Source organism: Paenibacillus phytohabitans (assembly GCF_013141775.1).
GTDB lineage: Bacteria > Bacillota > Bacilli > Paenibacillales > Paenibacillaceae > Paenibacillus_AQ > Paenibacillus_AQ phytohabitans.
On record NZ_WHOB01000020.1, the window covers coordinates 142403 to 168210 of the forward strand.

The window sequence follows — 25808 nt, forward strand, 5'->3', positions numbered from 1 at the left end:
TGACGCTCAGATCATTTCGATTTCCCCTGACAGCACGCTGGTAATCTCACCAGCGCTATTGCGCAGCCGCAGTCCTCCGTTGTCATCCAGACCTACTGCCATGGCTTCGGTGCGGCCTTGCGGCGTATTCACACACACCTGGCGGCCCAGCGTTACCGACATCGATTCCCAGAGCTCCCGAATAGGCCGGAAGCCCTGCTCTATGTATTGAAGGTACAGATATTCGAGCTCAGCCAGCACCGCTTCCGCAAGCCTGGTACGGTCAACGGGAATGCCGCCCCCTTCAATCAGCAGGGAGGTTCCCACCTCCTGCAGTTCAGCCGGGTAATCTTCACGGGTCAGATTAACGGCAATGCCGATTCCGGCGATACAGTAATGAAGGCCGCCTTCCCTAAGGGAGGATTCAAGCAGAATGCCGCAAATTTTGCGTCCGCCGGCCAGCAGATCATTGGGCCACTTGATGCCGGCAGGAACACCGGTAACCTCACGGATCGCCGTGCAGACAGCTACACCTGCCAGCAGAGTCAGCTGCGGGGTCAGGGACAGCGGGAGATTCGGACGCAGCACCAGGCTCATCCAGATTCCCTTGCCGCGCGGGGAATGCCACTTGCGGCCCATTCTGCCCCGGCCGCCGGTCTGCTCCTCGGCCATAATCGCGGTGCCCTCAGGGGCACCGTTCTCGGCCAGCTTCTTGGCTTCCTCTTGTGTAGACGCCACCGAATCCATCCGTACGATTTCGCCAGGCCAGCTTGAAACGAAGTCCTCCCGCTTCATACGGCCGGACGGCAGCGTGTCATCACTCTTCATCTCTATCCATCCTTTGTGCTTCCTGCAGCAATAATTGTTTATCATTTGCAATGACGCCGGCTGCAGCAGCCAGCAGCAGCTTGTTCAGCAGCACGCCAAGCCATGGCCCGGGCCGCTTCTGCAGCAATTCTGCAAGCTCGTGGCCCGTCACCGCCAGCTCCGCAAGACTGCGGAGCGGCATAGCTGCGGTCCAGGAGCGCAGGAGCCGGGCTTGGACCGTCGCGGAAACGGGCTGCTGCCCTGCGGCGGGGCTGAGGGCAGGCGGCGCTGTAGCCGCGCCCGCAGAACCCTGCGCCAGATCCGGCGCAGGGACAGGCCCCGCGGCGGCATCCTCCGCCGCCGCAAGCAGCGTCAGCCACCCTTCGGCGGCTGACTGGCCGTGGGCCAGCACGGCGGCGATCCACCGCCGCCGCAGGCCCTCCGTGGCGCCTGGAGCATCCGGCGCCACCGAAGACAGCGCCGCGTCCCAGGCTTCGCGGACGCGCAGTACGGCGACGACGCTGCTGCGCGTCGCCCCCGGGAACGTCCATGCCCGCAGGAGCTCATCCGCCGCAGCGGCGGACGATCCCAGGGCATGCAGCAGGAGCGCCCACCGCAGGCGGGCGTCCTGCAGGTTCCCCAGACCGGCTGTACGGGCGGCTGCTGCCGCCAGGTCACTGCCGGTCCAGGGGAACGGCGCTTTGCCGCGCGGCAGCAGGCCGCTGCGCAGCAGGAGGGCCAGCCCGCGCTGCGGATGCGGGCCCTCTACGATGCACTCAACCTCCGCGCGCACCCGCTCCACAGCAATATGCGCCAGCTTATCCCGCTGGCGCATCAGGCCGCGCCACGTATTCTTGGCGATGGCGAAATCCAGCACGGAGGCGAAGCGCACACAGCGCAGCATCCGCAGCGCATCCTCGCCGAAGCGTTCCTCCGCCAGGCCCACACAGCGGATACGGCGGAGCTGAAGATCCCGCTCCCCGCCAAAGGGATCAATCAGCGCACCATTAAGCCCGGAGCACATGGCGTTGATCGTGAAATCGCGGCGGCGGAGGTCCTCCTTCACATCGCTCACAAAAAAGACGTGCTCCGGACGGCGGTGATCGGCATAGCCGCTCTCCGTCCGGTACGTCGTAACTTCAAAGCTATAACCATTCTGCAGTACAGTAACCGTGCCATGAGCCAGCCCGGTAGGAACACAGCGCGGAAACAGGGCCATAACCTCCTCCGGCAGTGCAGAGGTGGTAAGATCCATGTCATGCACCGGTCTGCCCAGCAGTTCATCGCGCAGGCAGCCGCCCACGAAATAAGCTTCATGCCCGCCCGCAAGCAGACCGGTGATGACGGTGCCGGCGGCTTCCGCCATGCCGGATGATGCCATTGTCCATTCCATGCCCTGCTCCTTACCCCCGGATAGGATCCAATCCGAGTACCTTGCGTCCTAGCACGCGGTAATATATATCTTCGTATTGATTCGTAATCATATCCCTGCTGAAATCATGACAGGCCCGTTCCAGACAGGCGCGTCTGAAGCTCTCTGCCATCGCGTCGTCCGAGAGCAGCTGAACCGCATAATCAGCCATTGTCTGAGTATCGCCTACCGGCGCGAGGAATCCGGTTTTGCCATGCTGAATCAGCTCTGGAATCCCGCCGGTCTGGGACCCGATGGTCGGAACGCCGCAAGCCATCGCCTCCAGGGCAACGAGCCCGAAGCTCTCCTTCTCCGAAGGGAGCAGCAGCAGATCAGCCAGTGAAATCACCTGGGCAATTTCATCCTGCTTACCCAGAAACCGCACTTTGTCATCCAGGCCCATCTCGCTGATTTTGGCCTGAATCTTCGGCAGATCAGGCCCTTCCCCCACCAGGAGCAGACGTGAAGGCAGATGTTTATTCACCTTCGCGAACACATCCACCACATCACTTACCCTTTTAACCGGACGGAAGTTGCTGATATGCATCAGGATTTTTTCATCCGGAGCAGCGTAGTCACCGCGCAGGTCCGTTACATCGCGTGGATAATACACCCGTTTGTCCACGAAATTATAGGTCAGATCAATTTCCCGTGTAATATCAAGCGCCTTACGTGTTTCCTTGATGAGATCCTGGGAGACGGCAGTCACCGCATCACTCTCGTTAATGCCCAGGCGGATCAGATCCTTCAGGGATTCATCCTGGCCCAGTACGGTAATATCCGTGCCATGCAGGGTTGTAACCACTTTAATGTCGTTGCCCAGGATCTGCTTGGCCAGAAAAGCACAGACGGCATGCGGCACCGCATAATGCACATGGAACAGATCCAGCTTCTGCATCTTGGCTACCTGAGCCATCTTGGTCGCAAGCGCCAGATCATAAGGCGGATAACGGAACACATAATAATCGTTAACCTCTACCTCATGATAAAATATATTCTTTTGAAACGTTCCCAGCCGGAACGGGATGCTGTGTGTAATAAAGTGGACCTCGTGGCCCTTCTCGGCCAAAAGCTTGCCCAGTTCAGTCGCCACTACGCCCGAGCCGCCAAGAGACGGATAACAAGTGATGCCTATTTTCAGCCGGTCCATAGCTCCGCCCCTTCATTTTACATAAATCTATTACTTCAAGTAATGACATGAATTTATTATAGTTGTTTTTCGGGCTTTTTCAAATCCGAGCCTTATTTACCGGCAGCATCGAAGTAATCCACCGTATGCGGCACCTTGCCGGCGAACCCTTCTGCATAAGGAATGAGCCTCCGCTGTCCGAGCAGCATATCTCTCGAACGGACGCGCTCGATATACCCTTCTGTTAAAGGGGTCTTCACAGCATCTTCACCAGGGAGAATGCCAAATTGTGACCGGTAGCAGGACAACGCCTGCTCTTTGAGCGGATATTGTTCCGTTACATCGACAATCAGATCGGTACGGCCCAGATCGTTAATGAAATAGAAATATAATTGCGGTTCAGGGATAGAAGGCATGTCCGGCATATACTTACGCAGCTTGGCGTTAAATACGGCCTCTTCCACCAGCTTGCTGCAGGCGATATGATCCGGGTGCCTGTCCTCCCAGTAAGGGGCGAACACTATGGAAGGGGCATAGCGGCGGATTTCCGCAGTCACTGCCGCCAGATGGTGCTCTGTCATATAGAGCCCCCGGTCAGGAAGTCCCAGATTCGTACGCACCGCAGCCCCCAACACGTCTGCAGCCTGCTGCGCCTCAAGTTTACGGAGCTCCACCGTTCCGTTCGAGGACATTTCCGCCTGTGTCAGATCACACATCCCCACTTTGAAGCCGGCAGCCGTGTGTTTGGCGATGGTTCCCGCCATGCCGATCTCCGCATCATCGGCATGAGCGCCGAATACCAGAATGTCGAGTTTCATTATTCATCCACACCCGGTTTGTATTTATGTACCAGCTCGCGCCAGCCGAAATCTCCGCGGTCAATTGCCTTTACCAGAATTTCCGCTGTGGCAATATTGGTTGCCACCGGGATTCCATACACATCACACAGGCGGAGCAGTGCCGTGATATCCGGTTCATGCGGCTGTGCCATAAGCGGATCACGCAGGAAAATAATCAAATCAAGCTCATCCGTCGCCACCATGGAGCCAATCTGCTGATCTCCGCCCAGCGGGCCGGACATATAGCGGTGAATGACGAGTTTTGTTGCTTCCATAATCCGTTGTCCGGTCGTTCCGGTGGAATATAACTGATGCCCTTCAAATACATGCTCATAGGCGGTTACGAAATTCACCATCTCATCTTTTTTGCGGTCATGTGCGATAAATGCGATTTTTAACATGTTGCTCTCCCCCGTCTATTCTATAAAATGCTCAAATCCGTAAATCAAACCGGTATACCCCATCACCTTCTGGATTCCCATCTTGACTCCCGGCATATACCCGGCACGCTCGTATGAATCATGGCGGATCTTAAGCGACTGTCCAAACCCGCCGAATACCACTTCTTCCTGGGCAAAAACGCCGGGAAGACGTACGCTATGAATCCGGAACCCGTTGTAGTAACCGCCGCGTGATCCCTCAATAATCTCTTCTTCCCCCGGGTGTCCCTGGCGAAGCTCCTGCCGTGCCTCAGAGATCATCTCTGCCGTCTTAATGGCTGTTCCTGATGGCGCATCCAGCTTCTGGTCTCCATGATACTCGATTATCTCCAGGTGCGGGAAATATTTGGCAGCCTGGGCTGCGAATTTCATTAGAAGAATGGCTCCGATGGAGAAGTTCGGTGCAATGAGTCCGCCGATCTCCTGATCCTGGCATTGCTTGTCCAGCTCGGCGATCTGTTCAGGCGTAAATCCGGTAGTCCCGATCACCGGTCGAACGCCATATTTGATGGCCAGGGCAGTATTGCTGTAGGCTGATTGCGGAATGGTGAAGTCCACCAGCACATCTGCAGCAGCTCCTGCAAGAGCTGCCTCCAGGTCCGAAGTCACCCGAATACCACTATCCTCAAGGCCAACCATCCGGCCGGCATCGCTGTCGCCCGCAGAGCGGTCGACAGCGGCTGCCAGCTCCAGTTCATCATCCTGCAGCACCAGCTTCACAACTTCTTTACCCATTCTTCCTCCGGCTCCGGAGACAATAACCCTGATCTTGTCGCTCAAATTAATTCCTCCCCGCTTTCCCTGGCTCTGATATTATTGTATATATTTTTGCAGCGATTTCTGCAGATCCTTCATCAGCTGACGCAGACCGGTATCATCCGGGTGCAGCGACATCACTTCTTTCAGTACAGCTATCGCCTGCAGATGCTCGTTCATCCGGCTGTGTGCAATAGCCAGCCATACATAAGCATCCCCATATAAGGGGTCCAGCGATACCGCTTCTTTCAGCAAGGTAACCGGATGGTATGGATTCACCGGCACCGCCGCCTCATCCTCCAGCAGCCGTTTCGCTTCCTGCACGAGCTGCAGTGCCTGCAAATGCTGAAGGTGCAGATCATATTCCGGTTTGGAACCATCCAGTTTGCGTGCGGCTACAGCGTGTTCAAGCGCCTTCTCCAGCATTCCGCTGCGGGCATAGGTGATGGAGCAGCGGTACCTTACCTCAGCATCATCCGGACTTGCCGCAATGGCCGCTTCGAACAGAGTGATGGCCTCAGCGAAGTCACTGCGCAGAATAGAGCGGTATGCCGCTTTTACATAGTCGTTATGATTCATATCCTCACCATCCTCACGGCTAAATCCCGTTCGTTTGGTACAGCATATGTAGTAAAGGCCTAATCGGTGTTTTTGAGCGTCCAGCGCCCGGCATCGCGGGTATTGAACTTGTGCATAACCTTGTTATGGGCTTCAGTAAGGTCTATGCCCAGTGAATTGGCGAAACAAACGGTAATGAAGAGAATGTCGCCCAGCTCCAGCTCGATCGAGTTATCGGCTTCATCCGCTTTTTTCGGTTTCTCGCCAAACTGATGGTTTACCTCCCGCGCCAGCTCTCCGACTTCCTCGGACATCCGGGCCAGCATGGACAGCGGGCTGAAATAGCCTTCTTTAAATTGTGAGATATACTGATCAACCTCACGCTGAATGTCACTAAGACTTTTATCCATAAATTGTTGTTTCACCCCCCGTCTGTTCTTGCCTTCTGTTTGCCCCTATGTTATCGTAAAGACGTTTTGAAGACAAATCTTTTTTGAAAGTCTTCGTGGATTTGCAGCTGTATCCGTGAGAATAACTACCTATAAACTGCCCTTTAGAGGCATAGGCGAGGGATTATATGAAATCATCAGTTAAATTCAGCACCATCAGCAAAACCATTGCCCCCATCATGCTGGGAGCTGCTATCTACGCCTTCGGACTTCTGTACTTCATTGTACCCAATCAGCTGATGGAAGGCGGAGTCACCGGGATTACCATCCTGCTCAACTACGCCTTTAGCATACCGATCTTTTTGACCACACTGCTGCTGAATCTCCCGCTCTTCCTGCTTGGCTGGAAGGTGCTGGGGGCGAATCAGATCGTCTACACAGGCGTTGGTATCGGCGCCCTGTCGTTTTTCCTCTGGTTGTTCGAACGAATGATTAATGCAGGCTGGATTGTAACGTTCAGTACGGAGCATGATTTTATTCTTGCTTCATTATATGCCGGGGTAACACTTGGGCTGGGACTGGGGATCGTCTTCCGTTTCGGCGGCACCACCGGCGGGGTAGATATTGTAGCGCGGATTCTCGGACGCAAGTTCGGCTGGAGTATGGGACAGATTATCCTGGCAGTCGATGTGATCATTATTGGCGCTTCCCTGCTCTATATCCCCCGTGAAAAAATATTGTACACCCTGGTCGCCGTCTTTATTGCTTCACGTGTCATTGATTTCATTCAAGAGGGGGCTTATGCCGCCAAAGCGTTCACCATCATCAGTGATGATGCTCCGCAGATTGCCGAGCTGATTACCGCAGAGATGGAACGCGGCGTCACATTGATCCCGGCGATCGGAGCCTATTCCAAACAGGCCAAACACATGGTGTACTGCGTTGTTTCCAGACAGGAAATCCGCCGGCTCAGCCTGCTGGTCAAGTCTGTTGACCCTAAGGCCTTCGTCATTATCAGCGACGTTCATGATGTGCACGGTGAGGGCTTCCGGGAGACCTGATTAGCTGAGGGGAAGCTGTTAACATGAAATCCTGTACATAGTACAACATTCCCCTTATAATCTTGGTCATAATCCGAAATTGTTGTATAAAAGGCAACAACCCGCCTTCTCCAGGCGGATTAACAGTGGAATTCTTGTATTCCATACAACAATCTTCCCGAATACACTGGTATATTGATATTCAAGTTGTAGTATGTACAACATTTTTGTTTACACTGTGCAAACCTGAGGAATTCAGGTTCCGTCAGCAACATTGTACTTACTTCGTTAGTTACAGTTTCAAATGTACTCAAAAAGCTCCCTTCATCCGCCTCAGCGGAAAGGGAGCTTTTGTGAGTATTGAGGATTCATACACCTGATGGGAAGAACACCAGCTTCAGCGAATGCCACCCTCCCGGCTATACAGCCTTCCAATCGCCGTTCTGGCCCCGGTACTTGCGGTAAGCGGCGTAGGCCAGCACGGTAAGGATGAATGCGCCTGCCAGCAGCCCCCAGGCCCCGTACTGCTGCGGGGCGAGCGGCAGCGACAAGGCCGGCTCATCGCGCTCTTTGCCGAACATGACCCGGGCTGCATCCTGCCCGTAAGACACAATCTCCAGCAGCCGGGCCCGTTCCAACGGCTGCGCGGAGGTGGCGATCCCCTGGGCATACGAGATCCAGGAATCGAACGTATTGACAGCCTCGGGCGGCCGGGAGATGATCACCGCAGGCCGGATATTATCGTACCGGCTCTGCAGTCTGGCCAGAGCGGCCTTCCAGCTCTTCAGATCATTAGCGGCAGCGCCTTGCTCCATATTATTCAGATCCTCGCGGACCAGCTTGTAATACTGCAGCCACATGGGCTGTCGGGGGTGATTCAGACTGTTCGCGGCGAGCCGGAGCCTGGCTGCGGCAGCTTCCCACCGCTGGGGAGAAGTCTCTACAGCAGCCACTGCAGACTTCATGTCCATAATCACTGTAGAGAGCGCATGGATTCCCTCTACCGATGTCAACCCTTCGAAGGAAGAGGAGATAAAAATCTGCGAGATTTCCTCACTCTCCTGCCTAGCCTTGACCACATCACCTTCAAGCACATAAGCATATAGGGCTTCGGCTGCCTGCTCCAGCCGCTGCGCCCCGCTTCTGCCGGTGAGGGCAGCGGGATCACTGACGGTGAATCCTGTTGCCTCTATGTATGCTTCAGTTCCAGAATTGGCACCAGCCGCCGCCGCTTCCGCTCCGGCCAGAACCCTACCTCCATTCATGCCAGCCAGCAGCCAGCACAACACAATCCCTGACAGTATGAACCTTCTCCTGCGCGGCATGAGACATCCCTCCCACCTTAATGTATGGCGGAAGGACAAGAGTTAGAACAGCCTGTCAGTGCCTCTCAGCAGGTTTGCCCGGAAGTGCAGGACGCCTTGTCCTGCCGCCGAATAACCACGCAGCAGCTGTGCTGAACAAGGTAAGACCCATGGTGAAATACTGTACGGCACTGATATCATCATCCAGCACTGATGGCAGCCACGGAAATACGCCTTCAGAATAATCCACCATATCATTCGCGAAAGTCCATAACAGCGCAACGGGCAGCATTCTGCGGAAGGAGAAGTAGCGGGCATAGATCAGTGCTTCAACCGCCATTCCGGTATGAGAAATCATCAGCATCCAGTCTTTCCAGTTGACCGTATCGCCCTGATAACCGCCGGCCACAATCATGCTGACCGCCCAGATGCCGTATTTCACCGATGTGACTACGGCCAGCGCCTCGATCAGCTGACGAACCAAGGTTCCCGTAAGCCCCTTCGGCGGGTAGAGCAGCAGCAATAATGCAATTGTAAAGAACAGGCTGGCCGTAGGACTGTCCGGAACAAAGGGCAAGAGCCAGACAGGATAATTCTCAGCCGTGAACGCCAGCTGATTGCCATACCACATGTATCCGTAAACCGTACCCAGAAGATTCACGATGAACAACAGCCAGATGATCCTTCTGTCCCTGAATAATCTGTCAAACCAATGAACCGGCATATAGACAACTTCCTCCCGACTGTTGCAGCTTCAATTCAACAAAAGCAAAAACCTGACCGCATGCACGATCAGGTTTGCGTTAATTTTATTTTACTGTTCGCTTTTTTGTTTGGCAAGCCAGCCGGCCAGATCATCAATATCCTGCTCGGACAGCCCTGCTCCCATAGCGGTCTCGTACATCGGAGGCATTTGTCCTTTGCCTTCTTTAATAATAGTAAGAATCGCTGCCTTATCATGCTTATCCCCGACCCCGCGCAGTGAAGGCGGCCCTCCGGTGCCCTTCATATCTACCGCATGGCAGGATACACAGCTGGCTTGCTTATAGAGTGCCATCGCCGGATCATCCTTGTCCACAATGGCAATGTCCTTCGTTTGGACGACAGTTGTGGTAGGCAAGCCAGCCGCCCTGTTCTCGGCCGCTTTCTCCTCACGCTGCACATCCTCCGGAATCTGTCCCGTCTCCGCCATTTCATGCTTGTATTCCGTCCAGGCGGTATTGGTCAGGTACACAATGGCCGCCAGGGACAGGAACATAAGTGAGGAAGCAATCGGTCTTCGGTAGAACCGGCGCTCACGGCCCGTATCCAGAAAAGGGGCCAGAAGCAGTGATCCAAACGCCACACCGGTCACGCCAAGCGTTCCCAGCACGATATAATCTCCCGATGCATAGGGCAGCTTGAGATACTGATAGAGAAACAGAAAGTACCAGTCCGGGATAGGAATTACCGTCGCTGTGGCATTCGCGGGAAATCCGAGCGGAGCCGGCTCCGATATCGTCAGAACCAGAATACCCACCAGCACCACTACGCCAACCATCCATTCCTTAAGCAGAAAGTTAGGTATAAAAGCTTCAGACTTGCCCGGATAGGCCGAATAGTCAGGCGGAGTAATGAACCCGTTGCCCCTGCGGACCCGGGAATCCCCTACGAATACCACCTTCTCTTTGGAGTCGTCTTTATGCGCCATGACCGTTCCTCCTAAAAGTTTTGTGAGCCTCTGCTTCTCGAACCGCTTCGTACAAAACTCGCTTCGGAAGCATACTCTTAAGTTTTGTGAGCCTCAATTACAATGGGCCGGAAATTCCTTGTCTGCGGATCATAATGAAGTGTCCGACCAGCAGTATAAGCAGGACCGCCGGGAGGAAGAATACATGGAGGGCGAAGAAGCGGGTCAGCGTCTCGGCGCCAACAATCGTACCGCCCTGCATCAGTTCCTTCAGCACCGGCCCCATAACCGGAACAGAGTTCGCGATCTCCAGGGTAACCTTGGTTGCGAAGTACGCCTTGTTATCCCAAGGGAGCAGGTAGCCGGTTAATCCCAACCCCAGCATAACGAAGAAGATCAGCATCCCGACGACCCAGTTCATCTCGCGCGGAGCTTTATAGGAGCCGGTGAAGAACACGCGCATCGTATGAAGAAACATCATGACAATAACGAGACTCGCTCCCCAGTGATGCATCCCCCGGACAATTTGGCCGAAGGCGACTTTGGTCTGAAGGTACTCCACACTGGCATAGGCATTTATGATATCGGGTACATAATACATCGTCAGGAACATGCCTGACAGAATCTGAATGACGGTTATGAAAAAAGTAAGTCCGCCGAAGCAATAGACAAAGGCTGAGAAGTGATGGGCCGGATTGACATGCTCGGGAACCTCGTGGTCGGCAACATCTCTCCAGATCGGCGTAATATCCAGACGTTCGTCAATCCAGTTATAGACATTTTTAAACATTGGATTCACGCCTCCTTCTTAGCTTCAGTATTTGGAACGATGTCGCCCAGATACACCCAGCCGCCGTCAATCTTGGTGGTGTACTGGTCAAGCGGCTTCGGGGCTACCGCCAGATTCTTGCCCAGTTTCGTATAACGCGCTCCGTGGCAAGGGCAGTGGTATTCATCCGGAAAAGCCTTATCATTGTTCCAGCCTACCGTACAGCCAAGGTGCTTGCAGACCGGTGAAAGCGCATAAATTTCTCCGCTCTCATCTTTACGGATCCACGCCGTCAGCATTGCTGTACTGGCATACCATCCGTCCTGCTGTGGCAGTTCAAAGGTGAACTCCTGGGGCACATCGGTAATCTTGGACGTTTCCGCTACCTTGATAAAGTCTCCTTCGCCTTTTTTATGTAATATCGGGTCTACGGCAAAACGAATCATCGGCAGAATGGCTCCGGCTCCCATAAAAGCGGTGGCACCGCCTAGTGTATAGGCCAAAAACTGTCTACGCGATATATCCTTCCGTTGGGGCTGTTCTTGCGGAAGCGGTTCCTGTTCTTCATTAAGGCTGCTCATACTGTGTGTAACCCCCTTTTCAAAATTTGAGAAGGCACCTGCAGAGTCCGTTCAAAGACAATTCTGGTAATTAATTCGTTTTCAATGAAAAAAATCACATGACATATAAGTTCACCCTAATCATAGCTTAGGCTCCAAAACCCGTCAAGAATATTGTCTAAATTGTGACAGGCATTTGTGGCTGATTTCAGAATAATTGTTGATTTTTCGTCACATTTAACTCATTTTACATTTAACCATAATCTCTGGATTTCATCCCGTATACGGGTGCTCACCGGAGTCTCAGAATCCCTCTTCATTTCAGGCTGGCAAAGGAGTAAATCGCTTTCATAAACCTCTTCTGTTAAAAGCACTTCATTTGCGGATGACACGATTACATACTGGAAACCAATGGATTTGACTTTTTGGCAAAGGACATTAAGTAAAGCTATACTTTCTGCTCCTGCATACTGTACCGCCGGATACGTCACTACCCGCCCTTGAAAAGGCTTCTCGACTAAATCGAGGAAATCACGCTGACGCTCCAGCGCTGCAACAGTCTCGGGAGGTGTCTCCGTCCCTTGAAGTCCTGTATACGGAATAACACAGGTATCATAGAACTGTCCGTTGGCTTCCCAAGTCTCACGGTCAAAATCACTGAATTTCATCGGCTGGCCCCCTTCTTGCCGCTCATGCAGCATTTAGAACATCATAATTGTAAAAAAAGAAATGCGCCAGGCGCATTTCCTTATGCCAAACTTTTCAGTTCTTCAGTCAGATTCCGGAAAGCCGCCTCATCTCCGGCAGCCAGCGCCGTGTCAATCTTCCGGTACAAGATGTCGGTACGACGCTTTCTTAACGCTTCATCCCAAACCATTTCTGCAGCAAGCCCCAGCATCACTTCATAGGTAGCCTTCATTTTGTCCATTCGATACACCTCCGCTGTTTAAGAGTTTCCGTATTCCAATGCCTTCTTCACATAGCTTTCACTGGTGCGTGCCATCCTCAGCAGATCCTGTTCGGTCAACTCACGGATCACTTTGGCCGGGGTGCCTAAGGAGAGCGTGTACGGCGGAATGATTTTGTTTTCGGTTACAATGGAGCCGGCTCCTATTAAAGCATATTCACCAATCTCTGCTCCGTTCAATACAATTGCTCCCATTCCGATTAATGTGCCTTTGCCTATCCGGCAGCCGTGGATAATCGCGGAATGGCCGACCGATATATCATCACCCAGAATTAGCGGTACACCCTCAGCCACATGACCCACCGTACCATCTTGGATATTGCAGCGCTCTCCGATTATCACCGGAGCCAAATCTCCTCTAAGCACGGCATTGAACCAGATACTGGATTGTTTCCCCATCCTTACATCGCCAACGAGCTTAGCGCCTTCCGCCACATAGACTGATTCATCAAGCTGCGGTATGTAACTCCCATAAGCAATCCGCATCTCTCTCCCCCTTACTTGAGCAGCAGCTTCGGTACGGCCGCTTCACTTCCCCAGGGCGTCATCATGACCACCGGTCCTTCGGCACCTTCTCCGAGTCTGATCATACCCAGATGCAGCATCATCCGCAGAATACGCTGTTCGAGTATGGCACCGGCATCATCATAATAGAACGGCTTAATCAGCCAGCCCAGCCCTTCGGATAATGAAGCCACTGTAACCCATCTGCCTGCACTAAGACTGATCCAATAGACTAGCGACGGCAGGTTTGGAATTGCGCCTTTATACAGTCTTAACCAAAAGGAGAATAACTGCATCAGCTTTTCCGATTTCCCTTCCTCCAGGAATTGCTCCCCTAAGGCTGTGAGCTTCAGACGGTAGCCCTCCTCCGAGATCCAGCGGCGGTGGCGGGCATAATCATACAGCAGGGCAAATCTCGGCGGATAATGCTCACAGGCCCTGCCGTAGCCGAATCTCCACCCGCCTTTGCCCAGCAGGGGCTCAGCAATTTGCAAGGCATTCATCACTCCCTGCTGATTGCGTTTATACAGTGCCCCCTCCTGGCCAAGTTCAGGCTCGTTCTCCTTCACATAGCGCAGGAAGAGCAGCAGATCGCCCGCCAGCAGATCACCCTCGCCCCGGTACATTGCCGGTTCAGGACTTGGAGTAATCCCTTCCTTCAGGTGCTCCCCCATCCTGTCGCGGAAGCGGTTCTTCAGATCCAGCGGGACCTGAAACAGATACCTGCTCTGCTGCGATGCACCGGTAAAGAGCCAGCCGCCGTTTTTGAACCTGCTGACCATATCGCGGTAGCTGCCGCTTTTACCGGAGGGTGTGTCAAAACATGCCTGCCTTGCGGCGGCAAGAAGATCTTCCAGACTGAAATGGCTGCGCTCATCAAATAGCAAAGTGTTCAGGAACCGCAGTTCCTCCGGGGTACAGCCCCGGATATGAGACTCCATAAACTCACGGCTGCCCAAGGTAATGAGAATACTCTGAATCAAATCATGTTTGGAATTCCGTTTGCACTCACATTCATAGCGTCCCGCAATGGCGGTAAGCTGACCAATGTCTGCGTAAGTGAGCATATCCGCCAGATTCATCTTTTATCGCCTCACCGTTTTACTACCATTATGGGAAATACAGCCCTTTTTATTCCTTATTACGCAAAAAAAATAACCCGAAGGGTCGGGTTAACGCTGATTCTGCAAGATATGACGGGTACAGTTGTACAATAACGGATTCCATTCCTGCTCATTTTTCTCCAAAATCGTCAGGGAGAGGTTGCCGAGCCGTTCCGAATACTTGTCTTTGTATAGCGCGGTATACAGCTGTGCAAGAAACCCTCCATGGGAGATGACCAGTACATTCTGATCCGGATAACGGGCTGAGAGATCCTCAAGAAAAGCAAGCCCGCGGACCTGAAGCGCCGCATCGCTCTCCTGCCCCAGTGTTAACTGATTCCAGTCCTTGCCCCATTTAGCTTCGCGGGCTGCAGCCGTCATGCCTTCTACTTGGCCATAAGCGCGCTCGCGGATTCGATGATCCGGTTCCAGTAAAGGAATTCCCAGCTTGGCGGCAACGATCTTTCCTGTCTCAGCTGCGCGGGAAAGACTGCTCGTAATGCAATAGTCCCAGTGGTAAGGCTCCTGCAGAAGCCGGTCACCCAGCATCTCAGCCTGCCTGCGGCCTTCGTCGTTAAGCGGAATGTCACTTTGTCCCTGAATCTTACCTTCCGCGTTCCAATCCGTCAGCCCGTGGCGTATTAAGCCGATCAGCATTGCCTATCACCTTTCCCTTCCATTTATGTTTGCTTAATAATGTAACACGAATGAAAACAAATGTCTTCTTTTTTAACAAAATTACAGGTCTATTCCTCACTTGAAGCTCATATCCGGATACGAAAAAGCCCTCTTCACTATATAAGTAAAGGGGCTTTCATTGTCTACGGTAACGGTTCAGGCGTACCAGCAGGAATATAGACAACCCGACGCCAAGCGTCGACAACACCATCCAGTATTGCGGGTGGGAAGGGCCCATATTGGCTACAAGCGGTTCAATAATACCGCCCTCTGACTCGACCGGATAAGAAGATGACCAATCCAGTGTCAGTCCTGCCACACCTGTTTCTACAATCCCGCTCTGGGCCGCAGTAGTATTCGAGGGTGTTTTGAACATGGTGAAATATAAAAAGCTGGAGATGAACACAGCCAGAAAACAGGCGATCCACAGGCTCAGACGGCGGCGGAAAACAGCGGAGCTGCCCGCAGATTTACCGTCCCCGGGCATAAGCCAGGGGCTTTCCAGATAGATCCGCTCCATAACCTTAAGGTTAATCGCTTCTGCGCGTTCATCACTGACTTCAAACCTTGAGTCCTGCATAAGCTCACTTGTCTCCTGCCACAACGCCCATTCGGCACTGCAATAGGAACAAGTCGCGATATGCTTCTCCAGTCTAATCCGTCTGGGATCCGTGGGGGGAGCGTCCCACAAGAGCGGAATGGAATCCTGCGCTTCCCTGCAATTCATTGGCCTTACACCCTCTCAGCCTGCTCATCAAATTCAGGCTCATAGAAATAGGATTCGAGCTGGAGCTTCACACTGCTCCTGGCGCGGAACAATAGTGATTTCACGGAGCTGACACTCTGATCCAGAATCACTGCAATTTCCTGATAATCCATCTGATCATATTCACGCAGAATGAGCGCAGAACGCTGCTTCTCCGGGAGATTGTTAATTGCTTCACGGACCAGATTCATCCGTTCCTTACGTAATGCCGCCTGTTCGGGGGCAACGTCAAGCGGTGCCACAGGAGTATAACCGCTCTCTTCAAGCGATACATTTCCGGCACGGTTCTTGCGCAGCTCACTAAGCACTGTATTACGGGCAATAGTGTACAGCCATGTAGAAAAAGAAGCATCCACTTCACGGAACGAATGAAGACTCCGGAAAGCCTTGTAGAAGGTCTCAGAACAGAGGTCTTCGGCAATCAGCTCCATATGGGAATTCTTAAGCATGTGATACACGAACGCCAGTATCTTGCGTTGATAACGTCGCATCAATTCCGAGTATAATTCTGTATCTCCTTGCTTAATAAGCTGGATCAACTGGGAATCCGTCATGGTGAGTTCGGCCCTCCTCGCCCTTGCACGTTTAATCCCGTCCGGTCCGTATCTGTGTATACCGGTCAGGTAAGAAAAAGTTGCGGCATTGCTACAAATTTGCACGATTAAATGAAATACTTCCTATGTATATTCAACCAGCCGTTAATTAAGGCATACTGTATGTAAATACAGAAAGAAATTCGCATCTTTACAAATTTCTATTACTGTTCAGATAGGCATATGGCTCCCTATACTTGGAAGAAATCTATAAACATACTTAACCCAGTATAGCATACATTCTAACAGGATGACATTAATAGACTTTTAGATTCAGCGGGAAGTCGAATATTGAAAGCGGTATTATTTAAGTTTGATAAAGGGGTTGACAGAATGTAACCGTATACATATAATAAAAGTACAGTATGGTTTCTCTCCACTCCTATCCAAACACTGTACAATTCCAATTCATTGTGAATTGTAGCCGCTTACTTTGTAAGCGGTCTTTTTTTGTGCATTTTTATGAACAATTGGGTATTTTACAGGCTGATGGCTGCTCCCGCATTATTCTTCCCTAACCTAATCATCCGAAGCGCAGTCCGTGACGACACAAATACGCTCCGCGAAATCTTCCGCTCTGCGTCATTGAACGTTGAGAGTTGCCGCAGCCTTCATAACCTGCCCGTCAGTGAGGAGGACTGAGAATACGTTATTTGAGTAAAATCGGCGAAATTGCCGGTTAATCGGACTCAGAATCGCTTAATTGACCTGGAATGCCCTCTTTCGTGTTCCATAGAACAAGATAACGGAATCTCAGTCCGCTTCAGGATAATTGGATCTGGGGAGAAGCGGCTGGCCTGACAGTTTGATAGCAAGTGGAAGCGGCTAAGCCGTCCTTAAGGACAGTGCGTTTCAGCGAGAAATGAAAAGACTAGTAATCATGCACAGCAAATAAATTCTTAGATTAAGAAAAAGCCGGGGCATCATGCCCCGGCTCTTCGCTATACATATACCGTATAATCATTCTGCTGCAACACAACCTTGGCCCGCTCCATATCATGCTCCTGGCGGAACGACAGGCGCATGATCCCGGGTACATCCTCCCGGCTCTCAATAATCTGCACGTTGCTAAGGTTGATGCCCTGGTCGCCCAGCTCTGTGGTGATGCGTCCGATAATCCCGGGATGATCGGGAACATCAATATGAAGGTCGAACAACGGGACAATCATTCCCTTCCGGCGCTCAGGCAGCTGGCTGCGGAATTCATTCGCCTCATGGAAGGCCGACTCAATCCCCGCACCATCGCCCTGCTCCAGCAAATGAATGAATGAAGAAACCTCGTCATTCCAGTCTTTGAGCAGACGCAGCATAACCGAGCGGTTATTCAGCAGGATATCGCGCCAGATGATCGGATCACTTGAGGCAATCCGCGTAATATCCCGGAAGCCGCCGGCCGCAAGTGTGCTGTACAAAGAGTCTGAATCATGGTAAGCATGAATCTGATTGACCAGCGCCACCGCAATAATATGCGGCAGGTGGCTGATCGCTCCGACAATCTCATCATGGCGCTCCGGGTCAAGCCGGACAATATGCGCTCTGGTATGTAGAAGCAAGGATTCCAGTGCAAGATAAGCTTCCTCCGGAACTCCGGGCGGAGGCGTCAGCACGTAATAGGCATTCTCGAACAGCAAGGAGGAGGCTGCCTCTACACCCGAGCGTTCCGAGCCGGCCATCGGATGGCCGCCGATGAAATGCACACCGGGAAGGTCAAGGGAAACTGCGCAGGCGGCTATGCTGGCCTTGGTGCTGCCGACGTCGGTGATAATACAGCCCGGCTTCAGCGGCAGGCGGCTTAGCTGCTGAAGATAATCCTCTATCATGCCAACAGGCACACACAGAAAAATATAATCGGCGCCAAGCGCCGCTTCTTCAAGCGATAGGGTAGCCTCGTCGACTACACCTCTGCTGACATATTTGATTGCTGATTCAGGACGGTGGGCATGCCCTACTACGGTCAGGCCCTCCTTGCCTTTGAAGCAAAGGGCCAGTGAGCCGCCGATCAGACCGACACCGAAAATTGCTATTTTTGTCGTCATGTTCTTAGAACTACCTGCCTTCTGTGATATCGTCAATCCTGCTTCTTCTGATATAGGTTATGCGCGTACTCCCTGTTCTTCAAGCGCTTTCTCCAAGGCAGCGATGAAGGCCGTATTCTGCTCGGCAGAGCCGACAGTAACCCGGATGTAGGTCGGGTAGCGGTGGTGGCCTGCTCTCACGATAATACCTTGCCGCAGCAAGGCATCGAAGACCTCAAAGGCCGGCTTGCGCACATCCACCATGATGAAGTTGCCGTGTGCCGGGAAGGACTCAAGGCCTAGACGCTGGAACTCAGCTTGCAGCTGCACAATCCCCGCACTGTTAAGCGACCGGCACTGCTGGACATATTGCTGATCAGCCAATGCAGCCAGCGCCCCTACCTGGGCTAAGCGGGTGGTATTGAACGGTTCCCGCACTTTATTGATCAAGGAGATAATCTGCGGGCTGGCCACGCCGTAACCGATGCGGAGTGCAGCAAGACCGTAGATCTTGGAGAACGTGCGGAGTACAACGAGATTGGGATGAGTATCCAGAAGTTTAATCCCGTCAGAGTAACTCAGATCGGTCACGTATTCGAAATATGCCTCATCCAGTATAACCATAACTCCAGCCGGAACTGCATCCAGGAAAGTAATCAGGGCATCCTCCGGCACAATGGTTCCTGTCGGATTGTTCGGATTGCAGATCCAGATTGCCTTCGTACGGTCCGTAATCTTCGCCAGCATGGCATCCAGATCATGGGTACCATTCTTCAAGGGTACTTCAATAGATACAGCACCTTCTATATCAGCGTTGCTCTTATAGACGGAGAAGGTCTGGTCCGCCATTATAGTCTCATCACCGGGCAGGAAAAACGCCCGTGCGATCAGAGCAATAATCTCGTCAGACCCGCAGCCGAAAATAATGTTGTCACTTGCTACTCCCAGATGTCCGGCCAATGCTGCAGTCAGCTCGGCAGCGGAACCGTCCGGGTATAAATACAGATTATCCAGTTCCGCTACAATAGCGGCTTTTGCGCTTGGCGCTGCCCCGTAAGGGTTCTCGTTGGATGCCAGCTTAATAACATCGCTTAAGCCCAGCTCCTTCTTGACTTCTTCAATCGGTTTCCCCGGCTTGTAGACAGGGAGGTCGACGATATTAGGTTTCGGGTTCATGGCCCATCCTCGCTCTCTAGAAGTAATTGGCTAGTATCAGGTCAGTATGCAGACCGTTATGGTCTTAATTGTGCCACAAATTCACGAATTTGCAACAGTCCGGCACTTCTTGTCTCCGGCTGGGCCAGCAGAGGAATAACATCCTCTACCTTGCGGACAATCGCACTGCCGACGACTACACCATCGCAAATTTTCGCAAACCGGGACACTTGTTCTCCAGTAGAGATCCCGAATCCTACAGCGATCGGCAGGTCTGTAGAGCGGCGGACGGATTGAATGAAGTCATCCACCCCGGTATGAAAGGTAGACCGTTCTCCGGTTACACCAAGCGAAGATACACAGTAGACGAACCCGCTGGCGCCGGAAACAATCCGCGCAATCCGCTCACTGGAAGTCGGGGCTACCAGCGGAATCAGATTCACTCCGGCCGCACGGCTGCGCTCACGCATGTCCTCCGACTCTTCAACAGGCAGATCGGGAATAATCAGCCCGCTGATTTCATGGGCATCCAGCTCGGCAAAGAAGGTATCTAGCCCCATCTGCATCACCGGATTATAGTAGGTGAACAGGATGAAGGGCAGCTGGCTGCCGGCCTGACGTGCCTTAAGGGCTGTCTCCATGCAGGTGCGGAGATGAATATTGCTGCGCAAGGCTCTGGAGGAAGCCCGCTGAATGACCGGACCGTCGGCTAACGGGTCGGAATAGGGAACGCCGAGCTCCAGAATGTCCGCACCGGCCGCCTCCAGCTCAGCGATAATATCCAGCGTCGTCTCAAGATCGGGATCGCCTACGGTAAGAAAAGGAATCAGGGCTGCCCGGCCCTCTGCCCGCAGCTTTTTGAAGGTCAGATCCATCCGGTTTGTAGTTTCGGTAGTCATTATTTCCCCGCCCCTTCCGTATACGCCATGATCGATTCCACGTCTTTGTCGCCGCGTCCGGACAGGCAGATGACTACAATATCATCCTTGGTCAGTGTCTTGCCGAGCTTTACCACATGGGCAATCGCATGGGCAGATTCCAGGGCAGGGATGATGCCTTCCGTCTGACAGAGCAGCTTCAGCGCATCCAGCGCCTCGTCATCCGTAACCGGCACATACTGTGCGCGGTGAATATCCTTGAGATAGGAGTGCTCGGGGCCGACACCTGGATAATCCAGTCCGGCCGATATAGAATGGGCTTCAGTCACCTGTCCGTGCTCATCCTGCAGCAGGTAGCTGAGTGATCCCTGGAAGACGCCATGACTCCCCTTACTCATGGTTGCTGCATGGAACGGAGTATCAATTCCCTTGCCGGCAGCTTCAACACCAATCATACCAACCTGCTCATCCTCCATAAAAGGATAGAACATGCCGATGGCATTACTGCCTCCGCCTACCGCGGCAACCAGCAGATCCGGCAAGCGTCCTTCCGCCTCCAGAATCTGGCGGCGGGTCTCATCCCCGATAATCCGCTGGAAATTACGGACCATCATCGGATAGGGATGCGGGCCTACGGCAGAGCCAAGGATATAGAAGGTATCCTCAACGTTGCTCACCCAGTAGCGCAGTGCCTCATTACCGGCGTCCTTCAGGGTTCTTGACCCGGAGGTTACAGGAATCACCTCTGCACCAAGCAGCTTCATACGGAAGACGTTCAGTGCCTGGCGGCGGGTATCCTCTTCGCCCATGAATACCTTGCATTCCATACCGAGCAGGGCTGCAACTGTAGCGGTAGCCACGCCGTGCTGGCCGGCTCCTGTTTCGGCAATCACCTTGGTTTTACCCATCATTTTGGCCAGAATGCCTTGTCCGATAGCGTTGTTGATCTTGTGCGCACCTGTATGGTTCAGGTCTTCACGCTTCAGATAGATCTTCGCCTCACCCAGGTGTTTGCTAAGCCGCTCTGCATAATACAGCGGGGTCTCGCGTCCGGAATACTGCTTAAGCAGGTAATCTATTTCCTCCTGAAATGCCGGGTCTGCCGAGAATTTACGGTAGGCCTCCTCCAGCTCAATCAGTGCATTCATCAAGGTTTCAGGAACGAAGCGGCCTCCAAAAGAACCAAAACGACCGTTCTTGTCCGGTACTTGTATCATGATTGCTTCACCCTTTCCACGAAAGCTGTCATTTTTGCGATATCCTTAAGGCCGTTACTCTCCACTCCGCTGGATACATCCACGCCATATGGCGCGTAGCCGTCCAGCAGCTCATTCACGTTGTCCGGGTGCAGTCCTCCGGCTATAAATAAAGGCAGCGCTACTTCCGCCGCCGCCTGCTGATATAGCGGAATCTGTTCCCAGTCAAACGTACGTCCGGAGCCTCCGCTGCCCTGCGGATCATAGGTATCCAGGAGCAGCGCATCGATTGTGCCTGCGTAGCTCTCCAGGAGAGCATGAATGCCGGTTCCGGCATCAGGGGCATGGCCCGCCACAGAAAGTGCTTTCCATACTTGAATCTGCGGAAAAGCCTGCTTGACCCCGCTGCAGAACAGCGGGCTCTCTTGCCCATGCAGCTGCACGACGTCCAGCGGTACTGTTCTGAGCAGCTCTGTCAGCTCTGTAAGCTGCGGATCGACGAAGACTCCAGCAACGCGGGGTGCTGTCCCAGTCTCCCACTCCTTCAGCTCTGCAACAAGCTCGGCAGCAGCTTCAGCAGTCACTCTGCGGCGGCTCGGGGCAAATACCAATCCGATATAATCCAGAGGCAAACTCTTCATAGATTTTAGCACTTCAACGTCCTGAAGTCCACAGATTTTTACGAGTGTATCAGCCATGCAGCGCACGGTCCTTCCCTGCAGGAAGCGGTCCGAGCAGCTGATGGACAGCCTGCTCTACATCCGGCTGGCGCATCAGATATTCTCCTACCAGCACGCCGGTAGCCCGGGTCTTGCTTAAGAATGCGATGTCCTCCGGACCGGTAATCCCGCTCTCACTAATGACCGGCAGTCCCTCCGGAAGCAGTGCCGCAAGCTCGGCTGTGGCAGAAAGCGCGGTCTCAAAGGTCTTCAGATTCCGGTTGTTGATGCCAAGCAGCACGCCGGAATGAACAGCCTTGCCGGTGGCCAGCACCATTTCCAGTTCAGCACGGTCATGCACTTCAATCAGGATATCCAGGCCAAGCCCTGCAGCGGTATCGGTGAATGCGCTCAGCTGTTCAGATGTCAGAATAGCGGCAATGAGCAGAATAGCATCTGCTCCCAGCAGGCGCGCTTCGTAGATCTGCTTCTCATCAATGATGAAGTCTTTGCGCAGCAGAGGAAGCTCCACCGCTTCCCTTACCTGCTGCAGATACGATCCGCTGCCCTGAAAATATTCCCGGTCCGTAAGCACAGACAGGCAGTCCGCGCCTCCTGCTGCATAGCCTTTAGCAATTGCAACCGGATCAAAATCGGCACGGATCAGGCCTTTGGAAGGCGAAGCCTTCTTCACCTCGGCGATCAGCCCCATGTCCCGGTTCCGCCGCCCGGTCAGCGCAGCGCGGAACCCTCTCGTTGCAGGCAGAGCAGCGATAGCCCGTTCAGCCTCTTCCAATGAAAATGTCTTATTTAACGCCTCAACCTCTTTCACTTTGGTGGCAACAATCCGGTCAAGATACATAATCAAGCTCCTTCGTCATGGCTTTTAACTGTTCCAGCTTGCGCAGTGCTGCTCCTGAATCCACTACCTCTCTTGCCCGGTCTACGCCTTCCCGCAGTGTATCTGCAAGACCGGCAACATAGATGCATGCCCCGGCATTCGCTAATACGATATCACGGTATGGATTGATTTGTCCTTCCAGCACTGTAGTGATAATTGCCGCATTCTCGGCCGCATCACCTCCGAGCACATCCTCCAGCGGATGCTGGCTCAGCCCGAGCTCCTGCGGTGTAACCTCGTAGGTTGTGACCACACCATTTCTCAGCTCGGAGACCTGGGTCGGCGCCGAGATGCTGATTTCATCCAGACCGTCCAGACTGCTGACAATCATTGCCCGCTTGGAGCCCAGCTCGCCCAGTACTTTGGCCACAGTCTCCGTTTTGTTGCGGTCATAGATGCCCATGAGCTGCCGGTCAGCTCCTGCCGGATTCGTCAGCGGGCCAAGCATATTGAATACAGTACGCACACCCAGCTCACGGCGGGGAGCAGCAGCATGCTTCATTGACGGATGGTAGATTTGTGCGAACAGGAAGCAGATCCCTATGCTATCCAGACATTGCCGGGCCTGCTCCGCATTCAGATGAATATTGACGCCGAGCGCCTCCAGTACATCGGCGCTGCCCGCTCTGCCGGAAGCCGAACGGTTGCCGTGCTTCGCAACTCTTACAGAGGCGGCTGAGGAGATGATTGCCGAGGCGGTGGAGATATTAAATTTATGGATACCGGAGCCTCCGGTGCCGCAGGTATCGAGCAGCTGGCTACGTTCCGTAAGTACCGGAGTCCCGAAACCGCGCATCGCTTCCGCGAACCCGGTGATTTCCTCTACCGTTTCACCCTTGATACGCAGCGCCGTGAGCAGTGCACCGATCTGCGCATGTGTTGCCGCCCCCTCCATAATGGTCCCCATTACCTCCCGTGCCTGTGTGCGGGTAAGATCCTTGCCTTCGATTAATCCGGCAATTCCTGATTGTATTAACTGGCTTGCTTCCATATTGATTCCCTCCTAAGAGTTTTGTAGGCGGACTTCCTGAATCAGCTTCTTACAAACCGGCTCCGGAAGCATACGCCAAAAAAAGTATGGAGCATTCTCTGCTCGTCTTAGCTCATCTCTGCTTATCCCCGGCTCACGGGGTATATTCGTACATATAATCCTGGTTGATAACCTGCTTCTCCTTAACCTCGGCGGGGAACATGGCTTCGGCCATCCGGATCGCCTTCAGCATGCCCTTGGCCTTATTCAGGGTCTCTTCATATTCCTTCTCCGGAACCGAGTCCCAGACAATTCCCGCTCCAGCCTGCACATAAGCCCGGCCTTTGCGGAAAATAATTGTGCGAATGGTTATGCAGGAATCCATATTCCCGGAGAAGCCGAGATAACCGATGGCGCCGGCATAAGCGCCGCGTGCTTCCTTTTCCAGTTCGGCAATGATCTCCATCGCCCGCAGCTTCGGTGCCCCCGATACAGTCCCTGCCGGGAGGCAGGAGAGGAAGGCATCGAAGAAATCTTTATCGTCTGCCAGCGTCCCGGACACGTTCGAAACGATATGCATCACATGCGAGTATTTCTCGATCTCCATGAACGAGTCGCATTTCACCGTGCCGAACTTCGACACACGGCCCAGGTCATTACGGCCCAGATCCACGAGCATCAGATGCTCCGCGCGTTCCTTCTCATCCTCCAGCAGTTCAGCGGCGAGCTGGCGGTCCTGCGCCTCGGTCTCTCCGCGCGGCCGGGTTCCGGCAATCGGGCGGGTCTCAACCCGTCCGCTGCTATCCACCTTTACCAGCGCTTCCGGTGAAGTGCCTACGATGATTTCTTCGTCCATTTTTAGATAATACATATAAGGTGAAGGGTTCAGCGTCCGCAGCATCCGGTACACATGCAGTGGAGATACCTCGGTTTCTATATGCAGCCGCTGGGACAGCACCACCTGGAAGATATCACCGGCGCGGATGTACTCTTTGGCCTGCTCCACATTGCTAATGTATTGTTCCTTGGTCAGGTTGGAGTGAATCTCACCCAGCTCAATGTCCTGCGGGATGCTGCGGCGGTTGACGTTCTCCTTCGGTCCTTCCTTTTGAAGCTCTTCAGCCATGTTCTCCAGGCGGCGGCTCAGTTCCTCATAACTTGCCCGGATCTCGGAATCGGTATCTCCATCCTTGATATGCAGATTGCCCACCAGCAGAATCTGCTGCTTCACATGGTCGAAGACGATGATGCGGTCACAGAACATGAAGCGGATATCATCCATATTGAGGTCATCTACGGCATGAGCAGACAGCTTCTCGTAATACTGCAGCAGATCATAACCGAAGAATCCGATAGCACCGCCCGTAAACGGCGGCATCCCGTCCAGCTTGGGACTGCGGTAGGAGCGGAGCAGCGCCTTAAGCTCCTCGACAGGTTTGCCAGGCAGCTGTTTTTTTTCACCGCCTACTTCAACGTGGATCAGGCCTTTTTTGCCTGAAATCATCAGGAACGGATCACTGCCGATAAAGGAATAACGTGCCCATTGACTGCCGCCCTCTACACTCTCCAGCAGGAATGCACGATCCTGCTCGGCAAAACGCTGGAACAAGCGGATGGGTGTTTCCATATCAGCCAGCAGCCTCTTCACTACCGGGATCAGATTATACTTCCGCGACAGTGACACTACTTCTTCAATGCTCGGATTCGTCACTTGGCTAACCTCCTGGGATTCTATAGGTAATGTCCGAAATACAGAAAAACCTCTACCGGAGT

29 protein-coding genes are annotated in these 25808 nt (G+C 53.3%); 1 reads left to right on the forward strand and 28 read right to left on the reverse strand.

Features of this window, described 5'->3' with window-relative positions:
- Nucleotides 1-6 precede the first annotated feature (6 nt).
- The 8 genes from GC101_RS06920 to GC101_RS06955 all read right to left on the reverse strand — a co-directional run bounded on the left by GC101_RS06920 (nt 7) and on the right by GC101_RS06955 (nt 6329).
- Nucleotides 7-807, reverse strand: coding sequence for a biotin--[acetyl-CoA-carboxylase] ligase (locus GC101_RS06920; RefSeq protein ID WP_171716662.1), 801 nt, complete (start codon nt 805-807; stop codon nt 7-9).
- Entirely contained in the window at nt 797-2179 is a 1383-nt protein-coding gene (locus GC101_RS06925; protein WP_171716663.1) for a CCA tRNA nucleotidyltransferase, read from the reverse strand. The genes GC101_RS06920 and GC101_RS06925 overlap by 11 nt, the downstream gene beginning before the upstream one ends.
- Before the next feature lie 10 nt (nt 2180-2189).
- Nucleotides 2190-3347 (reverse strand): N-acetyl-alpha-D-glucosaminyl L-malate synthase BshA, encoded by a 1158-nt coding sequence (gene bshA / locus GC101_RS06930; protein ID WP_171716664.1) that lies wholly within the window; start codon nt 3345-3347, stop codon nt 2190-2192.
- Between the two features lie 92 nt (nt 3348-3439).
- On the reverse strand, nt 3440-4144 hold the full coding sequence (bshB1, locus tag GC101_RS06935; RefSeq protein WP_171716665.1) for a bacillithiol biosynthesis deacetylase BshB1: 705 nt from the start codon (nt 4142-4144) through the stop codon (nt 3440-3442).
- The gene (gene mgsA, locus GC101_RS06940; RefSeq protein ID WP_039309895.1) at nt 4144-4566 is read right to left on the reverse strand and encodes a methylglyoxal synthase; all 423 of its coding nucleotides are present in this window, start codon (nt 4564-4566) and stop codon (nt 4144-4146) included. Before mgsA ends, bshB1 begins: the two co-directional genes overlap by 1 nt.
- Before the next feature lie 15 nt (nt 4567-4581).
- Entirely contained in the window at nt 4582-5385 is an 804-nt protein-coding gene (gene dapB, locus GC101_RS06945; protein ID WP_171716666.1) for a 4-hydroxy-tetrahydrodipicolinate reductase, read from the reverse strand.
- A 33-nt stretch (nt 5386-5418) separates the two neighbouring features.
- Nucleotides 5419-5940, reverse strand: a complete 522-nt coding sequence (locus GC101_RS06950; RefSeq protein WP_042138606.1) for a tetratricopeptide repeat protein — start codon at nt 5938-5940, stop codon at nt 5419-5421.
- Between the two features lie 59 nt (nt 5941-5999).
- Nucleotides 6000-6329: a nucleotide pyrophosphohydrolase gene (locus GC101_RS06955; RefSeq protein ID WP_039309889.1), complete on the reverse strand. Its 330-nt coding sequence runs from the start codon at nt 6327-6329 to the stop codon at nt 6000-6002.
- A gap of 167 nt (nt 6330-6496) precedes the next feature.
- Here GC101_RS06955 and GC101_RS06960 point away from each other — a divergent pair, with 167 nt between their 5' ends.
- Nucleotides 6497-7369, forward strand: coding sequence for a YitT family protein (locus tag GC101_RS06960; RefSeq protein WP_039309886.1), 873 nt, complete (start codon nt 6497-6499; stop codon nt 7367-7369).
- Nucleotides 7370-7767: 398 nt separating this feature from the next.
- Here GC101_RS06960 and GC101_RS06965 read toward each other — a convergent pair whose 3' ends face one another.
- The 20 genes from GC101_RS06965 to trpE form a co-directional block, all read right to left on the reverse strand.
- On the reverse strand, nt 7768-8673 hold the full coding sequence (locus tag GC101_RS06965; RefSeq protein ID WP_171716667.1) for a sporulation protein YpjB: 906 nt from the start codon (nt 8671-8673) through the stop codon (nt 7768-7770).
- Nucleotides 8674-8728: 55 nt separating this feature from the next.
- A complete protein-coding gene (locus tag GC101_RS06970; protein ID WP_171716668.1) occupies nt 8729-9376 on the reverse strand; it encodes a DUF1405 domain-containing protein in 648 nt (215 codons plus the stop codon).
- A gap of 90 nt (nt 9377-9466) precedes the next feature.
- Nucleotides 9467-10342 carry a menaquinol-cytochrome c reductase cytochrome b/c subunit gene (locus GC101_RS06975; protein ID WP_042138609.1) on the reverse strand — a complete coding sequence of 292 codons (876 nt, stop codon included), beginning with the start codon at nt 10340-10342 and terminating at the stop codon, nt 9467-9469.
- 97 nt (nt 10343-10439) lie between these two features.
- Nucleotides 10440-11111, reverse strand: coding sequence for a menaquinol-cytochrome c reductase cytochrome b subunit (gene qcrB, locus GC101_RS06980; RefSeq protein ID WP_020427667.1), 672 nt, complete (start codon nt 11109-11111; stop codon nt 10440-10442).
- Between the two features lie 5 nt (nt 11112-11116).
- Nucleotides 11117-11671: a Rieske (2Fe-2S) protein gene (locus GC101_RS06985; protein WP_042138610.1), complete on the reverse strand. Its 555-nt coding sequence runs from the start codon at nt 11669-11671 to the stop codon at nt 11117-11119.
- Between the two features lie 221 nt (nt 11672-11892).
- On the reverse strand, nt 11893-12318 hold the full coding sequence (locus GC101_RS06990) for a DUF2487 family protein (RefSeq protein WP_171716669.1): 426 nt from the start codon (nt 12316-12318) through the stop codon (nt 11893-11895).
- 80 nt (nt 12319-12398) lie between these two features.
- Nucleotides 12399-12578: an IDEAL domain-containing protein gene (locus GC101_RS06995; protein WP_039309877.1), complete on the reverse strand. Its 180-nt coding sequence runs from the start codon at nt 12576-12578 to the stop codon at nt 12399-12401.
- An 18-nt stretch (nt 12579-12596) separates the two neighbouring features.
- Complete coding sequence (locus tag GC101_RS07000; protein ID WP_171716670.1) at nt 12597-13103, reverse strand: gamma carbonic anhydrase family protein; 507 nt, start codon at nt 13101-13103, stop codon at nt 12597-12599.
- 11 nt (nt 13104-13114) lie between these two features.
- Nucleotides 13115-14203, reverse strand: a complete 1089-nt coding sequence (locus tag GC101_RS07005; protein WP_042138613.1) for a hypothetical protein — start codon at nt 14201-14203, stop codon at nt 13115-13117.
- A 90-nt stretch (nt 14204-14293) separates the two neighbouring features.
- A complete protein-coding gene (locus tag GC101_RS07010) occupies nt 14294-14881 on the reverse strand; it encodes a histidine phosphatase family protein (protein WP_171716671.1) in 588 nt (195 codons plus the stop codon).
- A 157-nt stretch (nt 14882-15038) separates the two neighbouring features.
- Nucleotides 15039-15629 carry an anti-sigma factor family protein gene (locus GC101_RS07015; RefSeq protein ID WP_039309868.1) on the reverse strand — a complete coding sequence of 197 codons (591 nt, stop codon included), beginning with the start codon at nt 15627-15629 and terminating at the stop codon, nt 15039-15041.
- A 5-nt stretch (nt 15630-15634) separates the two neighbouring features.
- The gene (locus GC101_RS07020; RefSeq protein WP_039309865.1) at nt 15635-16222 is read right to left on the reverse strand and encodes an RNA polymerase sigma factor; all 588 of its coding nucleotides are present in this window, start codon (nt 16220-16222) and stop codon (nt 15635-15637) included.
- A gap of 980 nt (nt 16223-17202) precedes the next feature.
- On the reverse strand, nt 17203-18297 hold the full coding sequence (locus tag GC101_RS07025) for a prephenate dehydrogenase (protein ID WP_171716672.1): 1095 nt from the start codon (nt 18295-18297) through the stop codon (nt 17203-17205).
- A 57-nt stretch (nt 18298-18354) separates the two neighbouring features.
- Nucleotides 18355-19452 (reverse strand): histidinol-phosphate transaminase, encoded by a 1098-nt coding sequence (gene hisC / locus GC101_RS07030; RefSeq protein WP_171716673.1) that lies wholly within the window; start codon nt 19450-19452, stop codon nt 18355-18357.
- 56 nt (nt 19453-19508) lie between these two features.
- Entirely contained in the window at nt 19509-20330 is an 822-nt protein-coding gene (trpA, locus tag GC101_RS07035) for a tryptophan synthase subunit alpha (protein WP_039301845.1), read from the reverse strand.
- Nucleotides 20330-21526: a tryptophan synthase subunit beta gene (gene trpB, locus GC101_RS07040; RefSeq protein WP_039301842.1), complete on the reverse strand. Its 1197-nt coding sequence runs from the start codon at nt 21524-21526 to the stop codon at nt 20330-20332. The genes trpA and trpB overlap by 1 nt, the downstream gene beginning before the upstream one ends.
- Complete coding sequence (locus tag GC101_RS07045; protein WP_171716674.1) at nt 21523-22203, reverse strand: phosphoribosylanthranilate isomerase; 681 nt, start codon at nt 22201-22203, stop codon at nt 21523-21525. Before GC101_RS07045 ends, trpB begins: the two co-directional genes overlap by 4 nt.
- Complete coding sequence (trpC, locus tag GC101_RS07050) at nt 22196-23026, reverse strand: indole-3-glycerol phosphate synthase TrpC (protein ID WP_171716675.1); 831 nt, start codon at nt 23024-23026, stop codon at nt 22196-22198. The genes GC101_RS07045 and trpC overlap by 8 nt, the downstream gene beginning before the upstream one ends.
- Nucleotides 23016-24056 carry an anthranilate phosphoribosyltransferase gene (gene trpD, locus GC101_RS07055; protein ID WP_039301835.1) on the reverse strand — a complete coding sequence of 347 codons (1041 nt, stop codon included), beginning with the start codon at nt 24054-24056 and terminating at the stop codon, nt 23016-23018. The genes trpC and trpD overlap by 11 nt, the downstream gene beginning before the upstream one ends.
- 133 nt (nt 24057-24189) lie before the next feature.
- Nucleotides 24190-25746 (reverse strand): anthranilate synthase component I, encoded by a 1557-nt coding sequence (trpE, locus tag GC101_RS07060; RefSeq protein WP_171716676.1) that lies wholly within the window; start codon nt 25744-25746, stop codon nt 24190-24192.
- Nucleotides 25747-25808 lie beyond the last annotated feature (62 nt).

What these genes read in the sequence shown, in the direction of transcription:
- GC101_RS06920 (WP_171716662.1), bottom strand. Translation starts at nt 807, where the DNA reads ATGAAGAGTGATGACACGCTGCCGTCCGGCCGTATGAAGCGGGAGGAC.
- GC101_RS06925 (WP_171716663.1), bottom strand. Translation starts at nt 2,179, where the DNA reads ATGGAATGGACAATGGCATCATCCGGCATGGCGGAAGCCGCCGGCACC.
- bshA (WP_171716664.1), bottom strand. Translation starts at nt 3,347, where the DNA reads ATGGACCGGCTGAAAATAGGCATCACTTGTTATCCGTCTCTTGGCGGC.
- bshB1 (WP_171716665.1), bottom strand. Translation starts at nt 4,144, where the DNA reads ATGAAACTCGACATTCTGGTATTCGGCGCTCATGCCGATGATGCGGAG.
- mgsA (WP_039309895.1), bottom strand. Translation starts at nt 4,566, where the DNA reads ATGTTAAAAATCGCATTTATCGCACATGACCGCAAAAAAGATGAGATG.
- GC101_RS06950 (WP_042138606.1), bottom strand. Translation starts at nt 5,940, where the DNA reads ATGAATCATAACGACTATGTAAAAGCGGCATACCGCTCTATTCTGCGC.
- GC101_RS06955 (WP_039309889.1), bottom strand. Translation starts at nt 6,329, where the DNA reads ATGGATAAAAGTCTTAGTGACATTCAGCGTGAGGTTGATCAGTATATC.
- GC101_RS06960 (WP_039309886.1), top strand. Translation starts at nt 6,497, where the DNA reads ATGAAATCATCAGTTAAATTCAGCACCATCAGCAAAACCATTGCCCCC.
- GC101_RS06965 (WP_171716667.1), bottom strand. Translation starts at nt 8,673, where the DNA reads ATGCCGCGCAGGAGAAGGTTCATACTGTCAGGGATTGTGTTGTGCTGG.
- GC101_RS06970 (WP_171716668.1), bottom strand. Translation starts at nt 9,376, where the DNA reads ATGCCGGTTCATTGGTTTGACAGATTATTCAGGGACAGAAGGATCATC.
- GC101_RS06975 (WP_042138609.1), bottom strand. Translation starts at nt 10,342, where the DNA reads ATGGCGCATAAAGACGACTCCAAAGAGAAGGTGGTATTCGTAGGGGAT.
- qcrB (WP_020427667.1), bottom strand. Translation starts at nt 11,111, where the DNA reads ATGTTTAAAAATGTCTATAACTGGATTGACGAACGTCTGGATATTACG.
- GC101_RS06985 (WP_042138610.1), bottom strand. Translation starts at nt 11,671, where the DNA reads ATGAGCAGCCTTAATGAAGAACAGGAACCGCTTCCGCAAGAACAGCCC.
- GC101_RS06990 (WP_171716669.1), bottom strand. Translation starts at nt 12,318, where the DNA reads ATGAAATTCAGTGATTTTGACCGTGAGACTTGGGAAGCCAACGGACAG.
- GC101_RS06995 (WP_039309877.1), bottom strand. Translation starts at nt 12,578, where the DNA reads ATGGACAAAATGAAGGCTACCTATGAAGTGATGCTGGGGCTTGCTGCA.
- GC101_RS07000 (WP_171716670.1), bottom strand. Translation starts at nt 13,103, where the DNA reads ATGCGGATTGCTTATGGGAGTTACATACCGCAGCTTGATGAATCAGTC.
- GC101_RS07005 (WP_042138613.1), bottom strand. Translation starts at nt 14,203, where the DNA reads ATGAATCTGGCGGATATGCTCACTTACGCAGACATTGGTCAGCTTACC.
- GC101_RS07010 (WP_171716671.1), bottom strand. Translation starts at nt 14,881, where the DNA reads ATGCTGATCGGCTTAATACGCCACGGGCTGACGGATTGGAACGCGGAA.
- GC101_RS07015 (WP_039309868.1), bottom strand. Translation starts at nt 15,629, where the DNA reads ATGAATTGCAGGGAAGCGCAGGATTCCATTCCGCTCTTGTGGGACGCT.
- GC101_RS07020 (WP_039309865.1), bottom strand. Translation starts at nt 16,222, where the DNA reads ATGACGGATTCCCAGTTGATCCAGCTTATTAAGCAAGGAGATACAGAA.
- GC101_RS07025 (WP_171716672.1), bottom strand. Translation starts at nt 18,297, where the DNA reads ATGACGACAAAAATAGCAATTTTCGGTGTCGGTCTGATCGGCGGCTCA.
- hisC (WP_171716673.1), bottom strand. Translation starts at nt 19,452, where the DNA reads ATGAACCCGAAACCTAATATCGTCGACCTCCCTGTCTACAAGCCGGGG.
- trpA (WP_039301845.1), bottom strand. Translation starts at nt 20,330, where the DNA reads ATGACTACCGAAACTACAAACCGGATGGATCTGACCTTCAAAAAGCTG.
- trpB (WP_039301842.1), bottom strand. Translation starts at nt 21,526, where the DNA reads ATGATACAAGTACCGGACAAGAACGGTCGTTTTGGTTCTTTTGGAGGC.
- GC101_RS07045 (WP_171716674.1), bottom strand. Translation starts at nt 22,203, where the DNA reads ATGGCTGATACACTCGTAAAAATCTGTGGACTTCAGGACGTTGAAGTG.
- trpC (WP_171716675.1), bottom strand. Translation starts at nt 23,026, where the DNA reads ATGTATCTTGACCGGATTGTTGCCACCAAAGTGAAAGAGGTTGAGGCG.
- trpD (WP_039301835.1), bottom strand. Translation starts at nt 24,056, where the DNA reads ATGGAAGCAAGCCAGTTAATACAATCAGGAATTGCCGGATTAATCGAA.